We start from the raw sequence: 24,065 nt of genomic DNA on the forward strand, positions 1-24,065 counted from the left end.
CCCCCTTGGCAGCATGTTGTCGCTGCAATTGGTTTAAAGCCAGGGAGGAAACCTTAAATGAATCTGCGCAAAACCATTCTCGCCACCGGTGTGGCGTTCTCTGCTCTCGCGACTGCAAGCTTTGCACATGCCGAACCGACTGCCGAAGTCCTTCATTGGTGGACTTCGGGCGGCGAAGCCAAAGCCGTCGCTGCCCTTAAAGAAGATTTCGAAGCACATGGTGGCAAATGGGTTGATAGCCCGGTTGCCGGTGGCGGCGGTGACGCAGCCATGACCGTGCTGCGTTCGCGCGTTCTGTCCGGCGATGCCCCGGCTGCCGTTCAGCTTAAAGGCCCGGCGATCCAGGATTGGGCCGAACAGGGTGCACTCGCTGATCTCAATGACGTTGCCGAAGCTGAAGGCTGGGACAAGGTGATCCCGCCGGCAATTCAGAGCGTCATGAAGTATGAAGGCGACTATGTTGCCGTTCCGGTAAACATTCACCGTGTTGACTGGATCTGGGCAAACCCGGAATTGCTGGCCAAAGTTGGTGCCACCGAAGCACCGAAAACCTGGGACGAATTCAACGCCCTTGCTGACAAGCTGAAAGCTGCTGGCATCACGCCAGTCGCGCACGGTGGCCAGCCATGGCAGGACGCAACCGTCTTTGAAACCGTCGTTCTTGGTCTTGGCGGTCCGGAATTCTACCAGCAGGCTCTGGTTGATCTCGACGAGGACGCGCTGAAATCCGACACGATGAAAGCTGTGTTCGACCAGATGCGCAAAATCCGCGGCTATGTCGATGCCGACTTCCCGGGCCGTGACTGGAACCTTGCAACTGCAATGGTCATGAATGGCGATGCCGCCATGCAGATCATGGGTGACTGGGCAAAAGGCGAATTCCTTGCAGCGGGTAAAGTCCCGGGCAAAGACTTCATCTGCTCGGCAACCCCGTCTGAACACGGTTACCTGTTCAACGTTGACAGCTTCGCGATGTTCAATGTTTCCGGCGATGACAAGGTCGAAGGTCAGAAACTGCTTGCAGAACTGATCGTTGGTGAAAAATTCCAGGAAACCTTCAACCTTCTCAAGGGTTCGATTCCGGCACGTCTTGGCGTAGCACTCGACAAATTCGACGATTGCGCAAAGAAATCCGAAGCTGACCTTCTGGCAGCACAGGACGCTGGTGGCTTCCTGCCTTCCATGGCGCATGGCATGGCGCTTCGCGGTCACCTTTCGGGTGCGATCGTTGACGTCGTGACCGCCCACTTCAACTCCGATATGTCGTCCGACGAAGCCGTCGAGCGTCTTGTCGAAGCAGTTGAACTGGCCAAAGACTAATCTCATCTGACCTGTGCAGTCACACTGACTGACAACGCGCCGGCCCCGGATATATCCGGGGCCGGATTCCCGCTACTTTAATTGTTTGAGGCAAAGGGTATGGGGGCTTCTTCAAGCACCGAAAGCAACCTGACGGCCAGCATACAACGCCATCTTTCGAAGATCGTTGTTGCACCGTCCTTTGCTGCGTCCCTGTTTTTTGTCTACGGGTTCATCCTGTGGACAGGCTATATGGCGTTTTCGAAATCGCGCATGCTTCCGGTCTGGGATTGGGCTGGTCTGCGGCAATACGAACGCCTCTGGCAAATGGAACGCTGGCATGTTGCCATCGAGAATCTGCTGATTTTCGGCGGTCTCTTTATCGTTATCTGCCTGTTTCTTGGCTGCCTGCTTGCAGTCCTTCTGGATCAGCGCATTCGCGCCGAAGGCGTACTTCGCACTATTTTCCTTTATCCGATGGCGCTGTCATTTATCGTGACCGGCACCGTCTGGAAATGGCTTCTCAATCCGGGCCTTGGTCTGGAAAGCATGATGCATGACCTTGGCTGGACCAGCTTCAAATTCGACTGGCTGGTGAATTCGGACATGGCGATCTATACCGTCGTGATCGCAGCCGTCTGGCAGGCATCGGGTTTTGTCATGGCAATGTTCCTTGCGGCATTGCGCGGCGTCGATCAGGACATCATTCGCGCAGCCTATATGGATGGCGCCAGCCTGCCCCGCATCTATTTCGGCATTATCATCCCGTCAATCCGTCCGGTTTTCCTCAGTGCCATTGTCGTTCTGGCCCATCTGGCCGTTAAAAGTTTCGACCTTGTCATTGCACTTACCGGTGGTGGACCGGGTTATTCATCCGATCTTCCGGCCACCTTCATGTACACGATGGCCTTCCAGCGCAACCAGCTGGGCGTGGGTGCCGCAAGTGCCATGATGATGCTGGCGACCGTAATGGCAATCATTGTGCCGTATCTTTATTCCGAACTGCGCGGAGGCAAGAAAAATGGCTGATATTCAGCATTATAGCCACGACGCAGGCTGGAAGCATACCATACTGCGCGGGTTGCTTTATCTCGTTTTGATCCTGTTCGCCGCCTACTATTTGTTCCCGCTTTTCGTGATGATTTCGACCTCGTTGAAATCGCTTAGCGAAATCCGGGAAGGCTCGCTCATTTCGCTGCCGCGTGTCGTGACCTTCGATGCATGGACCTATGCGTGGAACGAGGCCTGTGTGGGCGTTGAATGTTCGGGGATCAAAATTTACTTCTGGAACTCTGTCAAAATGGCGGTTCCGGCGGTTCTGATCTCGACCTTCCTTGGTGCGATCAACGGTTATGCGCTGACCAAATGGCGCTTCAAGGGTGCGAATATCGTCTTTGCCCTGCTGCTGTTTGGCTGCTTCATTCCGTTCCAGGTCGTTCTGCTGCCGATGTCACAGGTTCTGGGATCGCTTGGTCTTGCAAGTTCGACCACGGGCCTTGTTCTCGTGCATGTCGTATACGGTCTGTGCTTCACCACACTGTTCTTCCGGAACTATTATGTTTCGATCCCGGATGAACTGGTGAAAGCTGCAACCATCGATGGCGCAGGATTCTTCACCATTTTCTGGCGTATCATTCTGCCGATCTCGACCCCGATCATTGTGGTGTCGGTTATCTGGCAGTTTACCCAGATCTGGAATGACTTCCTTTTCGGTGCTTCCTTCGCCTCGGGCGACAATGCACCGATGACTGTCGCACTCAACAATATCGTCAACACCACGACCGGCGTGAAACAGTACAATGTCGATATGGCCACAGCCCTGCTGACCGGCCTGCCGACCCTGCTTGTTTATGTTCTGGCCGGAAAATACTTCGTCCGCGGCCTGACCGCCGGTTCGGTGAAGGGATAAGCAAATGGCATCACTCACCCTTGATAAAGTTCGCAAGGCCTTCGGTCCTGTCGAGGTTCTCAAAGAAATCAATATTGCTATTGAAGACGGCGAGTTCCTGGTTCTGGTCGGCCCGTCGGGTTGCGGCAAATCCACCCTTCTGAACCTGATTGCAGGTCTTGAGGGTTCCAGCGACGGGGAAATCCGCATCGGTGATCGCGTGATCAACGACGTGCATCCCAAGGACCGCAACATCGCGATGGTGTTCCAGTCCTACGCGCTTTACCCAAATATGACCGTTCGCAAGAACATTACCTTCGGTCTTGAGATCCGTGGTGTTTCGGCGGCAGAACGCGACAAGGCCGTTGCCGATGTTGCCAAACTGCTGCAGATCGAAGCCCTGCTGGACCGTAAGCCATCCCAGCTTTCGGGTGGTCAGCGCCAGCGCGTTGCAATGGGTCGGGCGCTTGTTCGTGATCCGGATATCTTCCTGTTCGACGAACCGCTCTCGAACCTTGATGCCAAGCTGCGCGTCGATATGCGTACCGAGATCAAGAAACTGCATCAGCGTCTGGGTGCCACCATCGTTTACGTGACCCACGACCAGATCGAAGCCATGACCCTTGCCTCGCGCATTGCGGTCATGAAAGATGGCATCCTGCAGCAGTTCGATACGCCGCAGAATATCTACGAACGCCCGAACAACATTTTTGTTGCCGGCTTCATCGGTTCGCCTTCGATGAACTTCATCAATGCAACCCTGATCAATGACAATGGCAATCTGGCCGTATCGATCAAACGCGATAACGACCCGATCATTCTGCCGCTGAAAGATGCACCGGAAAGCTATCAGGGCTATGTCGGCAAAGATGTCGTTTTTGGCATCCGTCCGGAAGGCCTTACGCACAAGCGCACCGGCTCCGACCAACCGGGCAGCCAATATGTCAATTTCGACTGCAAGGTCGAAGTCATTGAGCCGACCGGTGCCGACACCATGACGGTTGTCGAAATCGGCGGAAAGGAAATCGTTGCGCGCGTCCGGCCAGACCGGGCACCGCAACCGGGCGAGATGATGACATTCTCGGCCGACATGTCTCAGATCAGTCTGTTTGATCCGGTAACGGAACTTCGGATCTGATCTGATCGGCGGGTGGTTCTGGGGGCCACCCGCCGTTCTTCTCTTTGGGGTATCGTATCACCTTGATCCCCCTGATACCAAAAAGGCCCGGAAACATCCGGGCCTTTTTGGTATCAGGTTTTGGCAACGCGCCGTGGCAATGCAATCGTGACCTCAAGCCCGCGTCTGGGCAAATTGCGTAGCCGTACCGTACCGTCATGGGCATCTATAACTGTTTTCACAATCGACAGACCAAGGCCGCTGCCCCCTGTAGTACGTGCACGTGATCCTTCGACACGGAAGAATGGCAGGAAAACATTTTCCTGATGTTCCTCGGCAATGCCCGGCCCCTCGTCCCGAATGGAAATCAGCACCGTGTCGGCTGTCGCATCCAGACTGACATAGGCACGATAACCGTATTTCAGGGCATTTTCGATCAGGTTGGTGAAGGCACGTTTCAAGGTTCCCGGCCGACAGGTCAGACGGATGCTGCGCTTGTCGCCAAATGAATGCGCTTCATCCCCGCCCCCAAAAACCGTATGCACCGAACTGAACCGAAGCGGCTGAGGCCCCTCAAAACTGACAGGTCGACCAAGATCAGCGTAATCGTCGCAAATCGCTTCAAGCACCGAAGTGAAATCAACAGTGCGCTCTTCTTCCTTGTGAATCCAGTCACCAAGGAAATCGAGCGCATCATTCAAAAGCCCGTCCATTTCATCAAGGTCACGCAATACGGTTTCGCGCAACTCATCATTATCGATAAATTCCGCACGCAGACGCAGGCGCGTACTGGGCGTGCGCAAATCGTGTGAAATCGCGGCCAGCATGCGGGTTCTATCCCCCAGCATGCGTGAAATCCGTTCGCGCAATCCGTTATAGGCCGCGGCCATTGATCTTGCCTCGGTCGGGCCGCGTTCCTCAACCGGGGGGCCTTCGACTTCGTCGCCCTGACGAATGATCGCCTCGGTCAGATTTTTGAAAGGCCCGGCCAGAAGGTCGGCTAAGGCAGCGAATACCGCCAACACCGCGATAACCCCGACCAGAAAAATCAGAAAAACCATGGATGGCGATGCATAATCCGACCACAGCACCGAATGGCTAAGCAGCATCCGCATGCCTGATGGCAACATGATCTCGATACGGGCTTCCAACCCCTGACGTGCTATTTCCCGCGATAGACCGGCAAAAAACAGGCTGGGATTTTCGGCCGTTTCAATCAGGTCACGCTGTTCGGAACCAAGGCGACCCCGACGAAAATGGACCTTTACCGATGTTGGCCAGCCTGTATCGGCTAAACGCGCAGGCATTGCGATATGTTGTGCCGGGCGCGAAAACAGAAGAATTGTACCGATGTCGTCAGGTGGTAGAACACGGACAGAAAGCCCGTCACGCGCGGCTATATCAACGATATTTCCCTGTAATTCCGGGCTTTCCGCGATCAGGATCAGTTCGCGAATGGTAAAGCCCAGCGTATAGGCACGGCTGATCCGTTCGCTTCGTTCGATAATGTATTTCGATGCGATTGAACTGATCCCGGCGATGATGACACCACCGACCATCATGATCATAAAGATGCGTCCGCCCAGCGTGCGGGGCTTGAACCGCCGCATATATTCGGAAAACGCACCAATCTGATCTGTCATGGATCGAATTCCTAGACGGTCCTCGTATCGGCGCAGAACTGATAGCCGATCCCGCGCACTGTTTTGATCAGTTTGGGATTTTTGGCATCTTTTTCAATTTTCCGGCGCAGGCGGCTGATCTGGATATCGATGCTGCGATCAAACGGGATCGAACTTTGACCGCGCACGATATCGACAAGCTGTTCGCGCGAAAGCGCACGCTTGTTATGCTTTACCAGTGCCAGCAACAGCGAAAATTCCCCGGTCGACAAATGCACCGCAACATCATCCAGATCACGCAATTCGCGTGATCCAATGTCGAGCGTCCAGTCGGCAAACAGGATTTTCTGGGTCTTGGTTTCTTCGTGATGGACCTGTGTCACGGTGCCGGTTTCAAAACGACGGAACACGGCACGAATACGTGCCAGCAATTCGCGCGGATTGAACGGCTTGGTCAGATAATCATCTGCACCCAGTTCCAAACCAAGAATACGGTCCGTATCCTCACCCACCGCGGTCAGCATGACGATCGGTACCTTGGAATTGCGGCGCACATCCCGGCACAGCGCAAAACCATCCTCGCCGGGTAACATGATATCAAGGATCACCAGATCAATATTCCAGTCGCGAAGCGCACGATGCATCTCCGCCCCGTCGGAAACGGTGGTGATACGAAACCCGTGCTGGAGCAGGAATTTTTTCAGGAGCTTCTGGATTTCCTGATCGTCATCGACAACCAGAATATGGGGTTCACGTCGCGTACTCAGTCTCCGCCTCCCTTCGGTCGACAGGTCCGTAACCGGACCGTGGCGCGGAGTTTAGTTCATATCGTTGCAGTATTGAACCATTTTACCAAACGGACAGGATAAATGAAAAAGCCGGGGAGAGAATCCCCGGCTTTTGATCTACAAATCCTTTGCATACAGAGACTTATACAACCTATTTTAGGTCATAAACTTTCGTGCTGCCCGATACTTCGCTTGCTACGATCAGCATGGCGTTGCCCGTCGGGCTATCTTTTGGCTCAACAAACAGCATGCCTTCCGGTGCAAGTTCACCCGCGGTACCTGCTTCCGGATTACCGGAAAAACGACGATCTGAATGATAGGTCACGAATTGCGGATTGGTCGGATTTGTCAGGTCATAGACCATAAATCCGCCCTGGCGTTCCAGACCAATGAAAGCATAAGGCGTACCATTGACGTAACCGGTTGCCAGACCTTCGGGTTCCGGCCCCTTATCATCAGAACGGTCATCACGGCTGTAGTTCTCGGTGTCAGATGCATTGAACACATTGCCATAATTCGCGGCCATGTACTGTTCAAACTTGTCACCACTGTCAAAGACCATATTACCATCGGCATCAAGGACAGAGAACGAACGTGCGCCATAGCTATAGATCACGTCGAAATCACCATCACCATCCGTATCCCCCTGCGCCGTGGTCGTTTTCAGACGTCCAAGGTTTTCGTCCTTCTGCAAGGAGCTAGCATTCGGGAATGCGACCGGATCAAGGGTCAGTTTGCCAACGCGGGTTTCTTCGCTGTAACCGTCGTAATCGCGAGAATCCCCTTCATTTGCCGTCAGGACCCAGGTTTTGCCGCCGATTTCGATCGTATCAATCGTATCTGGCATATACATGCCCATGACCGGCCAGGTGCGAATGTTGATTTCGCCGTCCTTGTCGCTGGCATCAAACGCGTTGACCGAATGATCCTTGAAGCCAAGACCGGCAACCCGGATAACATTTGCGGTCTCAATATCGATGACCGCCACCGCGTTGTTTTCCTGAAGCGAAACATAAGCCGTTTTGCTGTCTTTCGAGACGGCGATATATTCCGGTTCGATATCCTGTGCCACGCTCGAAGTGCCCGGGTTTGACGTGCGCATGCCATATGGCAGGTCCGTCCCGTTCAGGAATGCGAAGGAAATATTCCGCACATCGGCATCCGACAGATCGGCAAGATTTCCGGACACGGGAATAATCGAAATGCTGCCTTCGGGATCATTGTCGAATGCGTCGTTCGGCTCCCCTTCGTTCGCAACCAAAACGTATTTTCCATCCGGGGTAAACTTGATCATGTCAGGCAACGCGCCGACAGTTACCGCAGCAATGAAATCACCATTGGTGTCGAAGAAGACGGCCTTGCCCGGTGCCTGTTTGTCGTCATTCTCGACCGCGGCGGCAACGATGTTGCCATGGATGGCAACGCTGTTTGCTGCCTTACCCCAGGTTGCAAGTTCGATCGAGCCAAGTTTGGCAAGTTTGTCCGGGTTCGACATATCAAGAATATCGATTGCCTTTTCACCGCCATTCACGACGAAAATGCGCTTGCTTGCCGGATCATAAGCCGGGATTTCAGCCGCACCTTCGTCAAAAAGACCGGTGCGATATTCACCCATCGGCACAATCGAAAGCGGTTTGGCCGCTGGCGAGGCCGTATCGACCGTCATGGCCATGTTGCTCGAATGAGGCGCCGTACCACAAGCCCCAAGAAGCACAGACATCGCTACAGTCGCCATTAAAGAATAACGCATAAATTCCCCCTGATGTTCGGTTTAATCGTGGCAGATAACCTGCTGATAACGCGTAACAGTTTGATGACGACAAGGTGACAGTTTCATAAATATCGGGCACTGCACGATGCTCCAAACGCCATCGGCCAGCGTAAGACATCAAAGGTTGAAAGTTTTCAGGCAGGAACAGCAAAATGGCCGCAATCAAGATCGCCATTATCGGTGCAGGAATGGCCGGTTTAAAGGCAGCAGCCACGCTTCACCGGATCGGTGTGAACTTAACGGTCTTTGAAAAAAGCCGCGGCATGGGTGGACGTCTGGCGACACGGCGCACTGAATTCGGCAATTTCAATCACGGCGCCCAATATGTCACTGCCCTTCATCCTGATTTTAGGGCGTTCCTGCATCAGGCGGAAAACCGGAAAGCAGCCCACAACTGGAACCCGAACCTGCATCGTGGAGCTTTGGCGCACCTGGATATGCCGTCGCAATCAATCACAGACGGCAATGCCGCCAAAGATATCTGGTATCAGGGCGCACCGCAGATGAACAAACTGATCACCCCGCTTCTGGCACCGTTTGAAATCTGCACGCAACACCGCATTACCCGTATCGAAACCGCCGGACCGTGCAATTTTGTCCTGCATGACGATTTGGATGGTGAATTCGGCCCGTTTGACGGTGTGATCGTTACCGCGCCAGCCCCGCAATCGGCAGAATTGCTGCAACCGCTTGCCGCACGATTTGATCCGATTGCCGATGTTGAAATGGCCCCATGCTGGGCTGTGATGATCGCTTTTGCCAAACCGTTGCCAACGGCATTTGACGCGATGATCCATCCTGATCCGGCGATAAGCTGGGCGGCGCGCAGTGGCGATCACCGTCATCTGATCCACAAGCCATTCCCCGACCTTTGGGTTTTGCATGCCAGTCCCGAATGGTCCCGCGACAACCTTGAAGAGGACAAGGAACGCATCGCATCCCGATTGCTCGATAAACTGCGCGCGGCAAGTGGTGCCAAACTTCCCGATGTGATTTCAATAGACGCCCATCGCTGGCGATATGCCCGAACAATCACGCCACTTGGCCGAAGCCATTTGGCCGGAATGAACGGACGCATAATTGCCGCGGGTGACTGGTGCCTGGGGGCAAGGGTAGAAGCGGCATGGCGCAGCGGAAAATGCGCCGCACACGCCATGATCGAAGCTCTAATCGGGTGATCGGATGGCCCGAAATGCCAACGGTAAACGACCTGAAAAGGCGAACCTGCCGAACAAGGTTTGCATGACCTGTCATCGGCCCTTCGCATGGCGACGCAAATGGCGCGATTGTTGGGACGATGTCAAATATTGCTCTGCCCGTTGCCGGGATCATCGCGAACATAACAAGGGCGGCACCAGACGACAGACTGACACCGCCCCATAAATCCGGTCTTGCTTAGGATCGACCTAACGGCGAAGTGCGTGTAACTGATTGATCAGCCCCGCCGTTGAAGCATCACGCGCATCGGCTGTTTCATTCCCCTGCACCATCGGCAGCAATTCCTTGGCAAGCTGCTTGCCAAGTTCAACCCCCCACTGGTCATAGGAATTGACGTTCCAGATGATGCCCTGAACAAAGATTTTATGTTCATACATTGCGACCAGACGCCCCAGCGTAAAGGGATCAAGCTGCTTATAGAGGATCATGGTGCTGGGCTTGTTCCCGGCAAAGACCTTTTGCGGGGCCAGAACATCAATCTCGGCCGGGGACAGATTGCCACCGGCAAGTTCATCGCGGACTTCCGCCTCTGTCTTGCCGCGCATCAGGGCTTCGGCCTGCGCAAAGCAGTTTGCGACCAGTTTGTCATGGTGGTTCGATAACGGGTGCAAGGCATTCGCCGCAACTATGAAATCAACCGGGATCAGTTCTGTACCCTGATGGATCAACTGATAAAAGGCGTGCTGGCCATTGGTGCCGGGTTCGCCCCAGATGATCGGACCGGTTTCATAATAGATCGGCTTGCCATCGCGGGTAACGGATTTGCCGTTACTTTCCATATCGGCCTGCTGCAAATAAGCTGGCAGGCGCGAAAGATGCTGGTCATAAGGCAGGATCGCCTGACTGGAAGCCCCCAGAACATTGCGATACCAGACCCCGATCAACGCCAGCGTTACCGGAATATTCCGGTCAAGCGGAGCTGAACGGAAATGGTTATCCATCACCTGTGCGCCACGCAGCAATTCTTCGAATTTCTCGTACCCGACCGCAAGAATGATCGGCAATCCGATAGCCGACCAAAGGCTGTATCGCCCACCGACCCAGTCCCAGAAACCAAACGCGTTGTCAGTATCAATGCCGAATTCTGCAACCTTGTCCAAGGCAGTTGACACCGCGACAAAATGCTTGGCAACTGCACCTTCATCTTTCAGCAAACCAACCAGCCAGTCACGGGCCGAATAGGCATTTGTAAGGGTTTCGTCGGTGGTGAAGGTTTTGGATGCAATGATGAAAAGCGTCGTTTCCGCATCAAGGTTTTTCAGTGTATCAACGATATGCGCACCATCGACGTTGGAAACGAAATGGCAGCGAATACCGTCGATATGATACGGACGAAGTGCCTCGTTCACCATGACCGGCCCAAGATCGGAACCGCCAATCCCGATATTGACGACATCGGTGATCGCCTTGCCGGTATGGCCTTTCCAGTCGCCGGTATGCACGCGCGCGGCAAAGCGTTTCATACGTACAAGGACTTCCTTGATGTCGGGCATAACGTCCTTGCCGTCAACCATCACCGGATTACCATCCAGATTGCGAAGGGCTGTATGAAGAACAGCGCGATTTTCGGTGACATTGATCCGGTCACCGGCAAACATCCGTTCGCGCCAGCTTTCGACATTGGCTGTTTCCGCCAATTCGCGCAGCGCGGCCATCACATCATCGGTGATCAGGTTTTTCGAATAATCGATAAACAGATCATCCTGTGTAACGTGGAAACGGTCGAACCGTGCCGGATCGTCGGCAAAGGCTTTGCGCAAATTCAGGTTCTTGGAAACTTCTGCGCCCAGTCGATCAAGCTTTTCCCAGCAGGTCGTCAGATTTTCTGTGGACATTCCACCCTCAGCTTCAAACAGATAGCAAACAATATCGGTGTCATGTCAAAACACTAACACGCCGATACGACCATTTGTGGGACAGTGTGTGGGACATTTTGATGGCAATCTGGCGGGAACAGGATTGCCATCGCATGAATATTATCCGGCCAATCAGTTCGCGGAAAGGAATTCCGAAACCTGTGCCTCGGTCGGAAGGGCTGCAATCGCACCACGTTTTGTTGCGGTAATCGCCCCAACCGCATTGGCAAAGCGACAGGCGGCTTCGACCTTTTCCGCGGATTTCAGCAATTCCGGATCTTTGAGCAAACGTGACAGGAAGCCTGCGGTAAAACCGTCCCCTGCCCCGGTCGCGTCAACCGCCGTGACCTTGAACGGTTCGGCCGAACCTTCGAAATCAGGGGTAAAGAACCGGCTGCCTTTCGGGCCCGACGTCACGATCATCAGTTTCCAGTGATCGCACCACAATTCACGCACGCCAGCCTCAAGATCGTCCTTGCCGGTGATAAAGGCGACTTCGTCGTCGGAAATTTTCACAACATCCGCCTTGGTGATCGCAAGACGCAGCATATCACGGGCGGCATCCGCACTGGGCCAAAGCGGCAGGCGAAGGTTGGGGTCACATGAAATGATCGCACTGTTTTTACGCGCAATGTCAATCGCCGCAAGCGTCGCCGCACGCGGGTCGTCATCAATCATGCAAAGCGTGCCATAGTGAAACAGCGCGCATCCTTTAAGCATATCCTCATCCAGATCCGACGGGCACAGCAGCATGTCGGCAGACGGACTGCGATAGAAGGAAAATTCACGTTCGCCATCAGCCCGCAGCGAAACAAAGGCAAGCCCTGTCAGGGCTTCCTTGGTCAGGACAATGCCCGATGTATCGACATTGTCGGCTTTGAGCGTATCGACCAGAAAATGACCGAATGCATCATCACCAAGCTTGCCGATAAAGCCCGTTTCAATTCCAAGCCGCTGCAATCCCACAGCCACATTGCCCGGCGCACCACCCGCGGCCTTGGCAAATGCCGGTGCATCGGCAAGGCCGGTACCGGTTACGGTCGGAACAAAATCGATCAGCAATTCCCCAAGGCAAACTGCTTTTGCGCTCATAGCGTTTCTCCGTTTATATCGCCCGGCAAACGGGTTGCGGGCATTATCATTTGCTGTGGGACGCGACGTTTTTAAATCGATTCAATTCATCAGGCAAAGGAAAAGCCACTTCGCGAACAAAGTGGCTTAATCCAGCGTATCTAAGACACACTCAGGCCGCTTTCCCAAGTGCCACTTCACGCGCACGGCCAAGCGATGTCATCCATTCATCGAAATGATCGTCATGTTCAAGCTGATAGCGATAATGCCGGTTAAGGGCTGCCGTCAGCTTACCATCCCGCCCAAGCAGATCATCGGCAAAGGCAATCATGCGCGAATTTGGCCATGCAATCGGACGAATGGCACGAAGAGCGGCAAACAGTTCATCTTCTGTCACGTCGGGCTGGGTCTGCGCCATCAGGGTCAGCATCGCCGCTGTCGAGCGCGACACACCCATATGGCAATGCACCAGCAAATGGCCGTCCTCACGGGCATCGACCGTGTTTTTAAGCCCCTCGCCAAAGGCAAGAACCTCTTCAACATGGGCTGATGTCGGCGCCATCTGGCCCGGCAGTTCCTCGATAATATCGTGGAAGCGCAGAATGGTACGTTCGTGCGGCGCATATGCCGCAAAGGCATCCGGGTCCGGACGTTCCGGATCAAGGACGGAAAGCACATGCGAAACCGATCGGGTCTGATGGGTTGGCAGTTCATCAATGCCACAAATCGTCAAAAGCGAAATTGAAACCGGTTTCATATCTTTCCTCCAATACACTGATTAAGCGCAATAACATCACAGCAGCACCGAAAAGCAAAGGGCCGGTATTGTTAAAATAACCGGCCCTTTTTGAATTCTTTATGATCGCGCGTTTACGGCTTTCGGTTCACTGCATGGATGTTGAGCATTTCCCACGCAATTGTCGCCCCGGCCAATGATGTAATGTCCGAAACGTCATAAGGCGGGGAAACTTCGACCACATCCGACCCGATCAGGTTGATCCCGCCCGCAAGACCGCGCAGGATCGAAACCGCCTGATGGCTGGTCAATCCGCCTAAAACCGGTGTGCCGGTGCCAGGGGCATAGCACGGATCAAGCCCGTCGATATCAAAGGTGATATAGGCGTGATTGTCGCCGACCACGTCCTTGATTTTGGCAACGATCTGATCAATTGACATCGCCTGCACATCCGGCCCGTACAGGATGTTATATCCATGGGTCAATTCATTATGCGTGCGGATGCCAACCTGAATGGATTTCGACGCGTCAACAATGCCATTCTTTGCCGCATGCCAGAACATGGTGCCATGATCGATACGATCGCCGTCATCTTCCCATGTGTCGGAATGGGCATCGAACTGGATCAGCGAAATTCCCTTGCCGTACTTTTCGGCATGAGCCTTCAGGATTGGATAGCTGATGAAATGGTCGCCACCAATCGTCAGCATTTTCGCACCCGAGCTGACGATATCGCGTGCGTGATCCTCGATCATCTCCGGGATTTTATGCGGGTAACCGGGATCAATCACCATATCGCCATAGTCGATCACGGCCAGTTCGCCAAAGATATCGCGCCCGGACGGGAAATGCGGTGCCCATGCAAGATTTACTGACGCACGGCGCACACCCTGCGGGCCAAGGCGCGTACCGGGGCGGCTTGACGTTGCAAGATCAAAGGGAATACCGGTTACCGCAACATCAATGCCCGTAAGATCACGGGTGTATTTGCGGCGCATGAATGACAGCGCACCGGAATACATCGGCTCACTGGTATTCTGATGCACGGATTTCGCAGTAAAAGCGTTGTCGCCGCCTTTGGTATCAATAACCCCGGTACTGCTCATAATTCGTCCCCTTGTCCTTTCCGAACCTCAGGCGTCGCCCAGTGCAATCCAGGTCGACTTGATTTCACAATATTTGTCCATCGCATGCAGCGAACGGTCGCGACCGGTGCCCGATTGCTTGTAACCGCCAAACGGCATGGTGATGGATCCACCATCCCAGCAATTGACCCAGACAAGACCGGCACGCAGTTTTTTCGCGGCCAGATGCGCCTTGTTGATATCGCGCGTCCAAACTGCCGCAGCAAGTCCATATGGCGTATCATTTGCCGTCTGAACAGCCTCTTTCCAATCCTTAACCGAAATCACCGACAAAACCGGGCCAAAGATTTCTTCCTTGGCGATTATCATGTCGTTTTTGACCGCGTCAAACACGGTCGGCTCGACATAATACCCACCGGACTCGGTACGTGCTCGCTTTCCACCCGTGCAGAGTTTTGCGCCCTCTGCCGCACCCTTCTCGATATAGCCCAGAACGCGGTTCATCTGATTTTCATCGACAATCGCGCCCATCTGGCTGTTTGGGTCCAGGGGGTCACCCGGCTGCATTTTGCGGCCTGCTGCAACCACTTTCTCGATGAATTCGTCCTTGATGCTTTCTTCGACAATCAGGCGCGAACCAGCCGTGCAAACCTCGCCCTGATTATAGAAAATGCCGCCTGCTGCGGCTTCTGCTGCCGCGTCCATATCCGGACAATCGGCCAGAACGATATTGGGGCTTTTTCCACCGCATTCCAGCCAGACGCGTTTCATGTTCGACTGACCGGAATATTGCAGGAACAGCTTGCCCACTTCGCCCGAACCGGTAAAGGTCACGCAATCGACATCCGGATGCAGGCCAAGTGCCTTACCTGCCGTCGGACCAAAGCCGGGCAGAACGTTCAAAACACCAGCCGGAATGCCTGCCTCGACCGCCAGCTCCGCGACACGTATTGCGGTTAGTGGCGATTGTTCGGCAGGTTTGAGAATGATCGAATTGCCCATCGCCAATGCCGGACCAAGCTTCCAGACCGCCATCATCAGCGGGAAGTTCCATGGCACGACTGCCGCCACGACGCCCAGCGGTTCACGCGTGATCATGCCAATTGCGCGCGCTTCGCGCGGTGAAATTTCGTCATAAATCTTATCAATCGCCTCGGCATACCAGCGAATGCATTTATAGGACAACGGGATGTCATCACCGGCTGCCAAGCTGATCGGTTTGCCCATATCAAGACTTTCAAGCAGCGCCAGTTCGGCAGCATGCTTTTCCATCAGATCTGCAAACTTCATCATCACGGCCTTGCGCTTGCCCGGCGATGCTTCCGACCAGCTGCCTTTTTCAAAGACCGCACGCGCGGATTGCACCGCGCGATTGACGTCTTCAACATCGCATTCGGCGACCCTGGTCAGAACCCTGCCGTCGCGCGGGCTGATGCAATCAAACGTTTTGCCCGATGCCGCATCGACATAAGCCCCATTGATAAAGGCCTTGTTACGGATCGCCAGGCTGGCTGCCTGTGCGCTCAGCTGTTCGAAATTCAACTGGTTTGTCATCGGATATCCTCCTGACGGGTCGCGCGTTCTGTTTGTTCCGCGCGATATTCAAACATGATGATTGTGCAATCAGTATGACGGCGGTGTTGCGGCACTGACGACTTCGCATTCCGTGTCACCAGCATTTCGGAACCGGTGCGGGATTTCCGCATTAAAGTAATAGGCATCACCCGGTCCAAGAACCTGAACCCGTTCGCCCACCGTGACCTCAAGCTTGCCACGGACAACAACACCGGCCTCCTCACCCTTCTGGACGATCAGATTGTCGCCGGTATCGCCGCCGGGCGGATAAATTTCATGAAGGACGCGCAGATTGCGGTCCTTGCGGGTCGCGCCGACAAGACGCATCGACATGGTGCCATCGGAAAGTTCGACGAGATCTTCCTTGCGAAAGAAAATCTCTTCGCCGTTTTCCAGATCAATCGTAAAGAAGTTGATCAGGCTCATGGGGATACCCGCCAGAACCTTGGCCAGACTGTCGACCGACGGGCTGACCCGGTTCTGTTCAATCGTCGATATCGTGCTGTTGGTGACACCGGCGCGGCGCGCCAGTTCACGCTGGGACAACCCGTACATGGTACGTACAGCTTTCAGGCGGTCCCCAACCTTTTGTGACATCCGGTCTCTTCCCTGTCGGTCGCTCTTGTCGGCGACCATTTTGCAAAAGTGGCGTTATACCGCGTCAAGATACCAACGGTACTCAAGCGGCGTGACCTCGGAAAAGAATTCGTCATATTCGGAACGTCGGCAGATATCGAAAACCTCGACAAACCGCTCGCCCAGATATTCCTTGACGATGTCACCTTCGACAAATCGGTCGAGTGCCGAAATCATGCTGCGCGGCACGATCCGCCCGCCATGCTGCTCATAGCCGTTGCCGACAATCGGATCACCCGGATCAAGCTTGTTCTTCATGCCGTAATGCATGCCTGCCAAAACACAGGCCAGAACCAGATACGGGTTGGCATCCGCGCCCGACACACGATGTTCGATGCGGGCCGCTTCCGGGCCGCCTGCCGGAATGCGAAGTGCCACGGTACGGTTATTGAGCCCCCAGTTCGGTGACATAGGCGCATAGGCCTTGTTCTGGAACCGGCGATAGGAATTCGGGTTGGGCGCAAAAATCGCCATGCTTTCAAACATTGACGCCTGCAAACCGCCAATCGCGTGCAACAGCAGGTCGGAAACATCCTCGTCCCCCTTGGGCGAAAGAACGTTCTTGCCTTCCTTGTCACGCAGGGACACATGAACGTGCAATCCGTTACCCGCCTGATCGGAATAGGGTTTGGCCATGAATGTTGCGGTCACGCCGTGATCCCAGGCAATGCCTTTGACAACGCGCTTAAGCTGCATGGCGTGATCAGCCGCCTGCATCGGGTCATTCACATGCCCCAGATTGATTTCAAACTGGCCGGGCCCGGCTTCGGCAACGATAGTATCGGCCGGAATGCCCTGACGGTTCAGTTCGGCAACCGCGTCATGAAGGACTTTTTCGAAATCCTCGATCTGCTGAAGGCCATAGACCTGAACACCATCCGATGCGATCCCGCCGCCAAGCGGTGCAGGCGGCAACGGTGCAGCGGTTTGTTCATTCTGATCGGCAAGATAGAATTCAAGTTCCAGCGCCACGGTCGGATAGAAACCATCCGCTGCCAGACGGTCAACAACCGCCTGCAGAACGTTCCGCGGATCGGCAAAAAATTTTGTACCGTCCAGATTATACAGGCTCATCATGACCTGGGCCAACGGCAGTTCACCATACGGAACCGCATGCAGGGTTCCCGGGATCGGCTTGGCAATATTGTCCTGATCACCACTGGACCAAAGCAGACCGGTACCTTCCGGGTTGTCGCCGGTGATATCTACCAGACACACAGAACCCGGCATATTGATGCCTTCATGGAAGCTTTTGAGAAACTTCTGCTTGCTGATTCGCTTGCCCCGGAACACCCCATTCACGTCAGGAATGAGTAATTCGACAAGTTCGATATCCGGATTTGCTTCAAAGAATCGTTGAGCTTCCGCCCTACTGTCTTCGACGAACGACTTGTTCATCGTCTAATACTCCCAGAAAAGCCTATTTATTTCACTTTTTCATCGTGCCCCGCCCAATGATTGCGGTCAAGCCCCTCGTTCGATATATCGTGCAAATAATGCAGTGCAAAATAAATCCCTGACGCGGTTGCCATGGATATTAAGAATGGTTTGAAACAACCAGCCCATATCAAATTTGGCTCCAGGACGACAAATTTGTTTCATAAAATTTCCCCTTGCAAAGGTGTTCAAAAAAACGAACACTTATCCGAGATGTTCAACATATCGCACAAAACAGGCAAGTATCGCTGTCAGGAGACGTTATGAATAATTTCGACAAAACCGCCTATTGGCAGGATATAGATCAGCAGCACCATATTCATCCGTTTACCGATACAGCGGATCTAAACAGCCGCGGCACACGCGTGATTACACGCGCCAAAGGCGTTTTCATCGAAGATTCGCACGGCAAACAATATCTGGATGGCATGGCAGGCCTTTGGTGCGTCAATGTCGGCTATGGCCGCAAGGAACTTGCCGACGCCGCCTATAATCAGATGCTTGAGCTGCCCTACTACAACAACTTCTTCCAGTGCGCGAACACGCCTGCGATCGAGCTTTCAAAGGTTCTCGCCGAAATCACGCCGGACGGGTTAAACCATGTCTTTTATGCCAATTCCGGCTCGGAAGCGAACGACACGGTCGTTCGCATGGTCCGCCAGTACTGGAATCTTAAAGGTCAGCCGGAACGCACCTTTATCATCAGTCGCAAAAACGCCTATCACGGCTCGACCATTGCCGGGGCGTCGCTTGGCGGCATGGCTGGCATGCATTCTCAGGGCGGACCGCTTCTGCCCGATGTCGCCCATATCGATCAGCCATACTGGTATGGTGAAGGCGGCGATCACACCCCCGAAGAATTCGGGTTGATTGCGGCGCGCAAGCTCGAAGAAAAAATCGAAGAACTCGGTGCTGATCGCGTCGGTGCCTTCATTGGTGAGCCCATACAGGGGGCCGGTGGCGTGATCATTCCGCCATCAACCTACTGGCCGGAAATTCAACGCATCTGCAAAAAATACGATATCCTTTTGATTGCTGACGAGGTCATTTGCGGCTTTGGCCGCACCGGTAACTGGTTTGGGTCGGACACGTTCGATATCAAGCCGGACCTGATGCCGATGGCAAAGGGCATGTCATCGGGTTACCTTCCGATTTCGGCTGTCATGGTGGGCGAACGGGTTGCTGATGTCCTGATCAATGAATGCGGCGAGTTCACCCACGGATTTACCTATTCCGGTCACCCGGCAGCAGCAGCCGTGGCATTGGAAAACATCCGCATCATTCGTGATGAAAAACTGGTTGAACGCGTTCGCGATGACATCGGTCCGTATTTTGCCGAAAAGCTCAAAACCCTTGCCGATCATCCGCTGGTCGGTGCGGTTGAAACCGTCGGCCTGATTGCTGGTATTCCGCTGGTGGAAAACAAGGCAACGCGCAAACCGTTCGATAAACCGGGCACGGTCGGCACCATCTGCCGTGATGCCTGTGTGGAAAATGGCGTTATCATGCGGGCCTGCGGTGATCGCATGGTGGCCTCGCCGCCGCTTTGCATCACGCACGGCGAAGTTGATGAACTGGTCAAACGGGCCCGTGCGGCCTTTGATGCGACAGCCAAAAAAATCGGAAAAATGTAAGTTCTGATTTAAATCAAGACATTACACAAACACCCGGCGCGATATATCATCCGCCGGGTGTTTATCATTTCCCCCCAGAACACCGCTTAGACGCGCCACCTCTAAAGAGTTCGCCATGCTTAAACGCCTTTATCAACCTGCGGCCTATCAAACCAATAGCATGCCCCAAAGCTTCTGGGCTGTCAGTGCCGCCCCCCTGCCCGACTGCGATCACCTCCCCGAGGATGGCACGATCACGGCCGATGTCGCGATCATCGGTGGCGGCTATACCGGGCTGTCGGCTGCGTTGGAACTGGCCGAAAATGGTGTTGATGTTGCCGTGTTTGATGCCGGGCGTTCTGGCTGGGGCGCATCGGGGCGCAATGGCGGATTTTGCTGCATGGGCGGAAGCGGCAAAAGCTATGCCCAGCTTGCCAAACAGTTTGGTGATGACCAAACACGCCATTTTGCCAAGCTTCAGCGTGCTGCAATCGACCTTGTCGCATCACGGCTTGAAGAGTGGAATGTTGATGCGGATCGTCATTCGGACGGCGAAGTCATACTGGCGCACAAGGCCAACCGCGTGAAAGAATTGCGTGAAGAGGCCGCCGAAAATGCCCATTTTACCGGTATCGAAACCGAATTCCTGACGAAGGATCAGCTTCGTGAACGCGGCCTTCATGCACGGGAAACCCATGCCGGATTGCATGTCAAACAGGGCTTTGGACTACATCCGTTAAAATATCTTGCCGGGTTGCACCGCATGTGCGCGGCCAAAGGTGTTCGGATATTCGAACAGGCGACCATTGAAGACCTCCAAGACACCGGGGACGGTTACATCCTGACCTGCAAAAATGTGCGAATTTCGGCGAACAAGGTCGTCGTCGCCACCAACGGTTACAGTGCCGAAAACCTGCCCGACTGGATCGGCGGGCGATTGATGCCGGTGTTTTCCGGTATCCTTGTCACGCGTCCGATGTCCGATAATGAACTTGCCGACCAAGGCTGGACCAGCGACCTGATGGCATTTGATAGCCGCATTCTGCTGCACTATTTCCGCAAGCTGCCCGACAATCGCTTCATGTTTGGTGGTCGTGGCGGCATTACGGCAACCCCGACAGCCTTTGATGCCGCAAAACGGCACCTGTTGTCGCATTTTCACCGGATGTTCCCGGCATGGCCGGATGTTGAAATCACCCATCACTGGAACGGGCTCGCCTGTCTGTCGCAGTCGTTCCGCCCCTATGTGGGATGGGTTCCGGGGCATCGGGATGTCTGGACGGGGCTTGCATGGCATGGCAATGGCGTCGCACTTGGAAGTCTGGCCGGGAAAATGCTGGGTCAGCAAATGCTTGGTATCAAGGGCCCGGATGACATCGGCGCGATCATGGGTACACCGCCCGATCGTTTCCCGCTGGCACGGTTCCGCCGGATTGGCCGCAGCCTCGCCTATCGATATTATGGTTTGCGTGACGAGTTTGCGTAATCGGGCAAACTGACCTATGTCATGTCGCGGCCCCGGCCTTTGCGCTATTGCCCGGATCAAACCTTATCGAGCACGAGACGACCATGTCAGATCAACCGACCCTTGCCGAAATCAAAGAACGCCGCGAAATCGCGACCCGGAAAATCCGCGAGGAAACCGGCATCGATCACGACATGATCAAAAATATCGTGCATGGCTTTTACGCAAAGGTGCGCGATGACGCGATGCTGGGTCCGGTATTTGCGGAGAAAATTACGGATTGGGATCACCATCTGGAACGGATGTGCATGTTCTGGGCATCTGTGGCACTTGCCAGTGGTGCCTATGACGGCCGCCCAATGCAAAAGCACCTGACGCTCAGGATCGACCGGAACCATTTTGATCGCTGGCTGGAATTGTTTGCCGAAACACTTTCAGAATACTGTGAAACAGCCGCCGCGCGCCATTTCATGGAACGCGCCCTTCGGATTGCATCAAGTTTCGAAATCGGCATAGCCGCGCATAACGGCGTCATTTTGGGTAAAGGCGAACGTTACGATCCGGTTTCGGCATGGTCCCCGAAATAGGCCAGAATTCATAGCAATCAGCACACTGCAAAACTTTTTGTCAGCTTTCTTAAGACCGACATGTTGACAACATTGTCCTGCTCCGAACAAAATATTGTTACGTGTTATTACTAGACGGGGGCAATCTTCACGCGCACTGAACTGGCAAATCAAAGGGCTTATATTGGCAGCCCTGCAAGATTGCTATGTGCCAGACCGATTGCAAAGTAAGACGGACGAACGGACGACAGCGGAGAAAGACGATATGTGGCTTTGGATTGGCATCGGAGCAGTCATCATTCTAGCCCTGATTACCACCTATACGATTTATGGCCACAAGCGTCATCTGAGCCCGACAAAGGGCAAGAAAATAGACTTTTCGCAACGCCCCAACAGCGCCCTTGTTATCATCGATCTGCAAGAAGATTTTACGCTGGCCACGGGCAAAAATGCCTATGACCCGGCCCTGGTCGAAAAAACGATTTCCGCGATCAACGAACTTGTTCAACTTGCCAACGAAACCGGCCAGCCGGTGATCTCGGTTCGTCAGATATTCAAGGGCTGGTACATCAATCTTCTGGTAAAGCTGTTGAACAAGGGGCGCGGCAGCCCGAAATCAGCTGGCCTTGATCTTGATTCCCGCCTGAACGGTGATATCGACCACGATATCACAAAGGCCCGTGCCGATGCCTTTACCGCACCGGAACTCGAACGCGTTCTGGAACGCCAGAAAGTCGGCAGACTGCAAATCGTCGGTCTCGATGGCAATTACTGCGTCAAAGCAACGATGCAGGCAGCCATTAATCGCGGATATGACGTATCATTTACCGACGCAGGTATTTTGACTGTCAATCCAGCCATCTGGCAGAAGACCAAGGCCCGCCTCGCCGCCAGTGGCGTGACGAGCGGCAGCGCACAAGCATCAGCCGAAGCATCCTGAAAACTTCACAGCCTGTCGCGGATTGAATACCAGGTCATGGCAAGCACCAGGAATGGATAGCGCAATGCCTTCCCGCCCGGGAAGCTTGGAATGCTGATATTCGACATCACATCAAACCGTTCCATCGTGCCCGATACCGCATCGGCCATGATCTGCCCGGCCAGTGTTGCCATCGCAACCCCGTGCCCTGAATACCCGGTCGCGGTGAATACCCGGTCCTCGACCTTGCGGAAGAACGGCATACGGTTCATCGTAATCGCAAGCGTCCCGCCCCAGCCATAATCGATTTTAACGTCTTTAAGCTGCGGATAAACTTCCAGCATATGCGGGGCGACAAAGGATTTGATGTCTTTGGGGAAGTGATAGCTATATGTCTCCCCGCCGCCAAACAGCATCCGTTTATCGGCCGACAGACGATAATAGTTGATCACGAATTTTGAATCCGCGACGGCAACATCATCGCGGATCAGTTCGCGCGCCAGATCATCGCCCAATGGCTCGGTCGCGATAACGAAATTGTTGATCGGCATCACCCGTTTGGCAACCCGGTCTTCGAGCCCGTCAAGATACCCGTTGCAGCCCAGCACCATCATGTCGGCTGTCACACGGTGCCCGCCCGCTGTTGTGACAACGACCTTTTCACCATTGTCATAGCTGGTGACAGTCGCGTTTTCGTAGATATTCGCCCCGGCAGCACGTGCCGCATCCGCAAGCCCAAGCGCGAAGTTCAGCGGATGAAGATGCCCTGCCTCCATATCAAGCGACCCGCCATGATAAAATTCCGACCCCAGCATGTTGCGGATTTCATCCCGGTCAACGGCACGAATGGCTTCATAACCGTATTCGGTTCGGAGCTTTTCGGCATATTCGTGCGTGCCTGAAACAAATCGTTCGCGATGATCAGCGTGCAGAATGCCCGGCTTCCAGTCACATTTGATGTCATGCTTGGTGATCAAGCTTTTGACAATATCCTTGGATTGCTCGGCAATATCCCAAAGCTTTCTGGCGTCTTCGCGACCGACCATTTTTTCAAGGTCGTCCTGCTCCCGGCGCTGCCCCGATCCAACCTGTCCGCCATTGCGTCCTGATGCGCCCCAACCAACCCGGTGCGCCTCAAGCAACACAACACTGTATCCGCGTTCTGCCAGATGAAGTGCCGATGACAAACCGGTAAACCCGCCGCCCACAACAACGACATCACAAGCCTTATTCCCGTCCAATTCGGCAAAGGGTGCGATCTTGTTCGCCGTTGCCGCGTAGTAGGATGGCGGATATGCGCCAGATTTGTCATTTGCGGTCAGGAAGTTCGGGGTAAACACACGGCGCCTCGGAATTTTTGTCTTGTGATTTATTAATCCCCTAATGGTGCCGGAATTGGCCGG

21 protein-coding genes are annotated in these 24,065 nt (G+C 54.2%); 10 read left to right on the forward strand and 11 right to left on the reverse strand.

The window, feature by feature from the left end:
* Positions 1 to 57 precede the first annotated feature (57 nt).
* From R1T41_RS19555 to R1T41_RS19570, 4 genes are all read left to right on the forward strand, one after another.
* On the forward strand, positions 58 to 1,320 hold the full coding sequence (locus R1T41_RS19555; protein WP_062961449.1) for an ABC transporter substrate-binding protein: 1,263 nt from the start codon (positions 58 to 60) through the stop codon (positions 1,318 to 1,320).
* Positions 1,321 to 1,419: 99 nt separating this feature from the next.
* Positions 1,420 to 2,328 (forward strand): carbohydrate ABC transporter permease, encoded by a 909-nt coding sequence (locus tag R1T41_RS19560; protein WP_007089386.1) that lies wholly within the window; start codon positions 1,420 to 1,422, stop codon positions 2,326 to 2,328.
* A complete protein-coding gene (locus R1T41_RS19565) occupies positions 2,321 to 3,208 on the forward strand; it encodes a carbohydrate ABC transporter permease (protein WP_062961448.1) in 888 nt (295 codons plus the stop codon). Before R1T41_RS19560 ends, R1T41_RS19565 begins: the two co-directional genes overlap by 8 nt.
* 4 nt (positions 3,209 to 3,212) lie before the next feature.
* Positions 3,213 to 4,325 carry a sn-glycerol-3-phosphate ABC transporter ATP-binding protein UgpC gene (locus tag R1T41_RS19570; protein ID WP_317338666.1) on the forward strand — a complete coding sequence of 371 codons (1,113 nt, stop codon included), beginning with the start codon at positions 3,213 to 3,215 and terminating at the stop codon, positions 4,323 to 4,325.
* A 113-nt stretch (positions 4,326 to 4,438) separates the two neighbouring features.
* On the opposite strand, the gene R1T41_RS19575 is transcribed toward R1T41_RS19570, so the two are convergent.
* From R1T41_RS19575 to R1T41_RS19585, 3 genes are all read right to left on the reverse strand, one after another.
* On the reverse strand, positions 4,439 to 5,947 hold the full coding sequence (locus R1T41_RS19575; protein WP_114110098.1) for an ATP-binding protein: 1,509 nt from the start codon (positions 5,945 to 5,947) through the stop codon (positions 4,439 to 4,441).
* 11 nt (positions 5,948 to 5,958) lie between these two features.
* A complete protein-coding gene (locus R1T41_RS19580; RefSeq protein ID WP_037991605.1) occupies positions 5,959 to 6,693 on the reverse strand; it encodes a response regulator in 735 nt (244 codons plus the stop codon).
* A 172-nt stretch (positions 6,694 to 6,865) separates the two neighbouring features.
* The gene (locus R1T41_RS19585; protein ID WP_317338669.1) at positions 6,866 to 8,464 is read right to left on the reverse strand and encodes a choice-of-anchor I family protein; all 1,599 of its coding nucleotides are present in this window, start codon (positions 8,462 to 8,464) and stop codon (positions 6,866 to 6,868) included.
* Positions 8,465 to 8,637: 173 nt separating this feature from the next.
* On the opposite strand from R1T41_RS19585, the gene R1T41_RS19590 reads away from it, so the two are divergent.
* Positions 8,638 to 9,663 (forward strand): NAD(P)/FAD-dependent oxidoreductase, encoded by a 1,026-nt coding sequence (locus R1T41_RS19590; protein WP_317338671.1) that lies wholly within the window; start codon positions 8,638 to 8,640, stop codon positions 9,661 to 9,663.
* Positions 9,664 to 9,667: 4 nt separating this feature from the next.
* Positions 9,668 to 9,868 carry a DUF2256 domain-containing protein gene (locus tag R1T41_RS19595; RefSeq protein WP_317338672.1) on the forward strand — a complete coding sequence of 67 codons (201 nt, stop codon included), beginning with the start codon at positions 9,668 to 9,670 and terminating at the stop codon, positions 9,866 to 9,868.
* A gap of 23 nt (positions 9,869 to 9,891) precedes the next feature.
* On the opposite strand, the gene pgi is transcribed toward R1T41_RS19595, so the two are convergent.
* The 7 genes from pgi to R1T41_RS19630 form a co-directional block, all read right to left on the reverse strand.
* Positions 9,892 to 11,538 carry a glucose-6-phosphate isomerase gene (pgi, locus tag R1T41_RS19600; protein ID WP_317338673.1) on the reverse strand — a complete coding sequence of 549 codons (1,647 nt, stop codon included), beginning with the start codon at positions 11,536 to 11,538 and terminating at the stop codon, positions 9,892 to 9,894.
* Between the two features lie 153 nt (positions 11,539 to 11,691).
* Positions 11,692 to 12,651: a PfkB family carbohydrate kinase gene (locus R1T41_RS19605; protein ID WP_317338674.1), complete on the reverse strand. Its 960-nt coding sequence runs from the start codon at positions 12,649 to 12,651 to the stop codon at positions 11,692 to 11,694.
* 151 nt (positions 12,652 to 12,802) lie between these two features.
* Positions 12,803 to 13,387 (reverse strand): protein-tyrosine-phosphatase, encoded by a 585-nt coding sequence (locus R1T41_RS19610; RefSeq protein ID WP_317338675.1) that lies wholly within the window; start codon positions 13,385 to 13,387, stop codon positions 12,803 to 12,805.
* A gap of 113 nt (positions 13,388 to 13,500) precedes the next feature.
* Complete coding sequence (speB, locus tag R1T41_RS19615) at positions 13,501 to 14,472, reverse strand: agmatinase (RefSeq protein ID WP_317338678.1); 972 nt, start codon at positions 14,470 to 14,472, stop codon at positions 13,501 to 13,503.
* A gap of 27 nt (positions 14,473 to 14,499) precedes the next feature.
* Positions 14,500 to 16,005 carry an aldehyde dehydrogenase gene (locus tag R1T41_RS19620; RefSeq protein WP_317338679.1) on the reverse strand — a complete coding sequence of 502 codons (1,506 nt, stop codon included), beginning with the start codon at positions 16,003 to 16,005 and terminating at the stop codon, positions 14,500 to 14,502.
* 69 nt (positions 16,006 to 16,074) lie between these two features.
* Positions 16,075 to 16,623, reverse strand: coding sequence for a cupin domain-containing protein (locus R1T41_RS19625; protein ID WP_062961439.1), 549 nt, complete (start codon positions 16,621 to 16,623; stop codon positions 16,075 to 16,077).
* A gap of 54 nt (positions 16,624 to 16,677) precedes the next feature.
* On the reverse strand, positions 16,678 to 18,060 hold the full coding sequence (locus R1T41_RS19630) for a glutamine synthetase family protein (protein WP_114110090.1): 1,383 nt from the start codon (positions 18,058 to 18,060) through the stop codon (positions 16,678 to 16,680).
* Between the two features lie 302 nt (positions 18,061 to 18,362).
* Between R1T41_RS19630 and R1T41_RS19635 the strand changes: the two genes are divergently transcribed.
* From R1T41_RS19635 to R1T41_RS19650, 4 genes are all read left to right on the forward strand, one after another.
* Complete coding sequence (locus tag R1T41_RS19635; RefSeq protein WP_317338681.1) at positions 18,363 to 19,733, forward strand: aspartate aminotransferase family protein; 1,371 nt, start codon at positions 18,363 to 18,365, stop codon at positions 19,731 to 19,733.
* Between the two features lie 115 nt (positions 19,734 to 19,848).
* The gene (locus tag R1T41_RS19640; protein ID WP_317338683.1) at positions 19,849 to 21,198 is read left to right on the forward strand and encodes an FAD-dependent oxidoreductase; all 1,350 of its coding nucleotides are present in this window, start codon (positions 19,849 to 19,851) and stop codon (positions 21,196 to 21,198) included.
* Positions 21,199 to 21,281: 83 nt separating this feature from the next.
* Positions 21,282 to 21,764, forward strand: coding sequence for a group III truncated hemoglobin (locus R1T41_RS19645; protein WP_062953123.1), 483 nt, complete (start codon positions 21,282 to 21,284; stop codon positions 21,762 to 21,764).
* A gap of 94 nt (positions 21,765 to 21,858) precedes the next feature.
* Positions 21,859 to 22,683, forward strand: a complete 825-nt coding sequence (locus tag R1T41_RS19650) for a cysteine hydrolase (protein WP_317338685.1) — start codon at positions 21,859 to 21,861, stop codon at positions 22,681 to 22,683.
* A 5-nt stretch (positions 22,684 to 22,688) separates the two neighbouring features.
* Here the strand turns inward: R1T41_RS19650 and R1T41_RS19655 are convergent, their stop codons facing one another.
* On the reverse strand, positions 22,689 to 24,002 hold the full coding sequence (locus R1T41_RS19655; protein WP_317338686.1) for an FAD-binding oxidoreductase: 1,314 nt from the start codon (positions 24,000 to 24,002) through the stop codon (positions 22,689 to 22,691).
* Positions 24,003 to 24,065 lie beyond the last annotated feature (63 nt).

This window comes from Thalassospira lucentensis, assembly GCF_032921865.1.
Lineage (GTDB): Bacteria > Pseudomonadota > Alphaproteobacteria > Rhodospirillales > Thalassospiraceae > Thalassospira > Thalassospira lucentensis_A.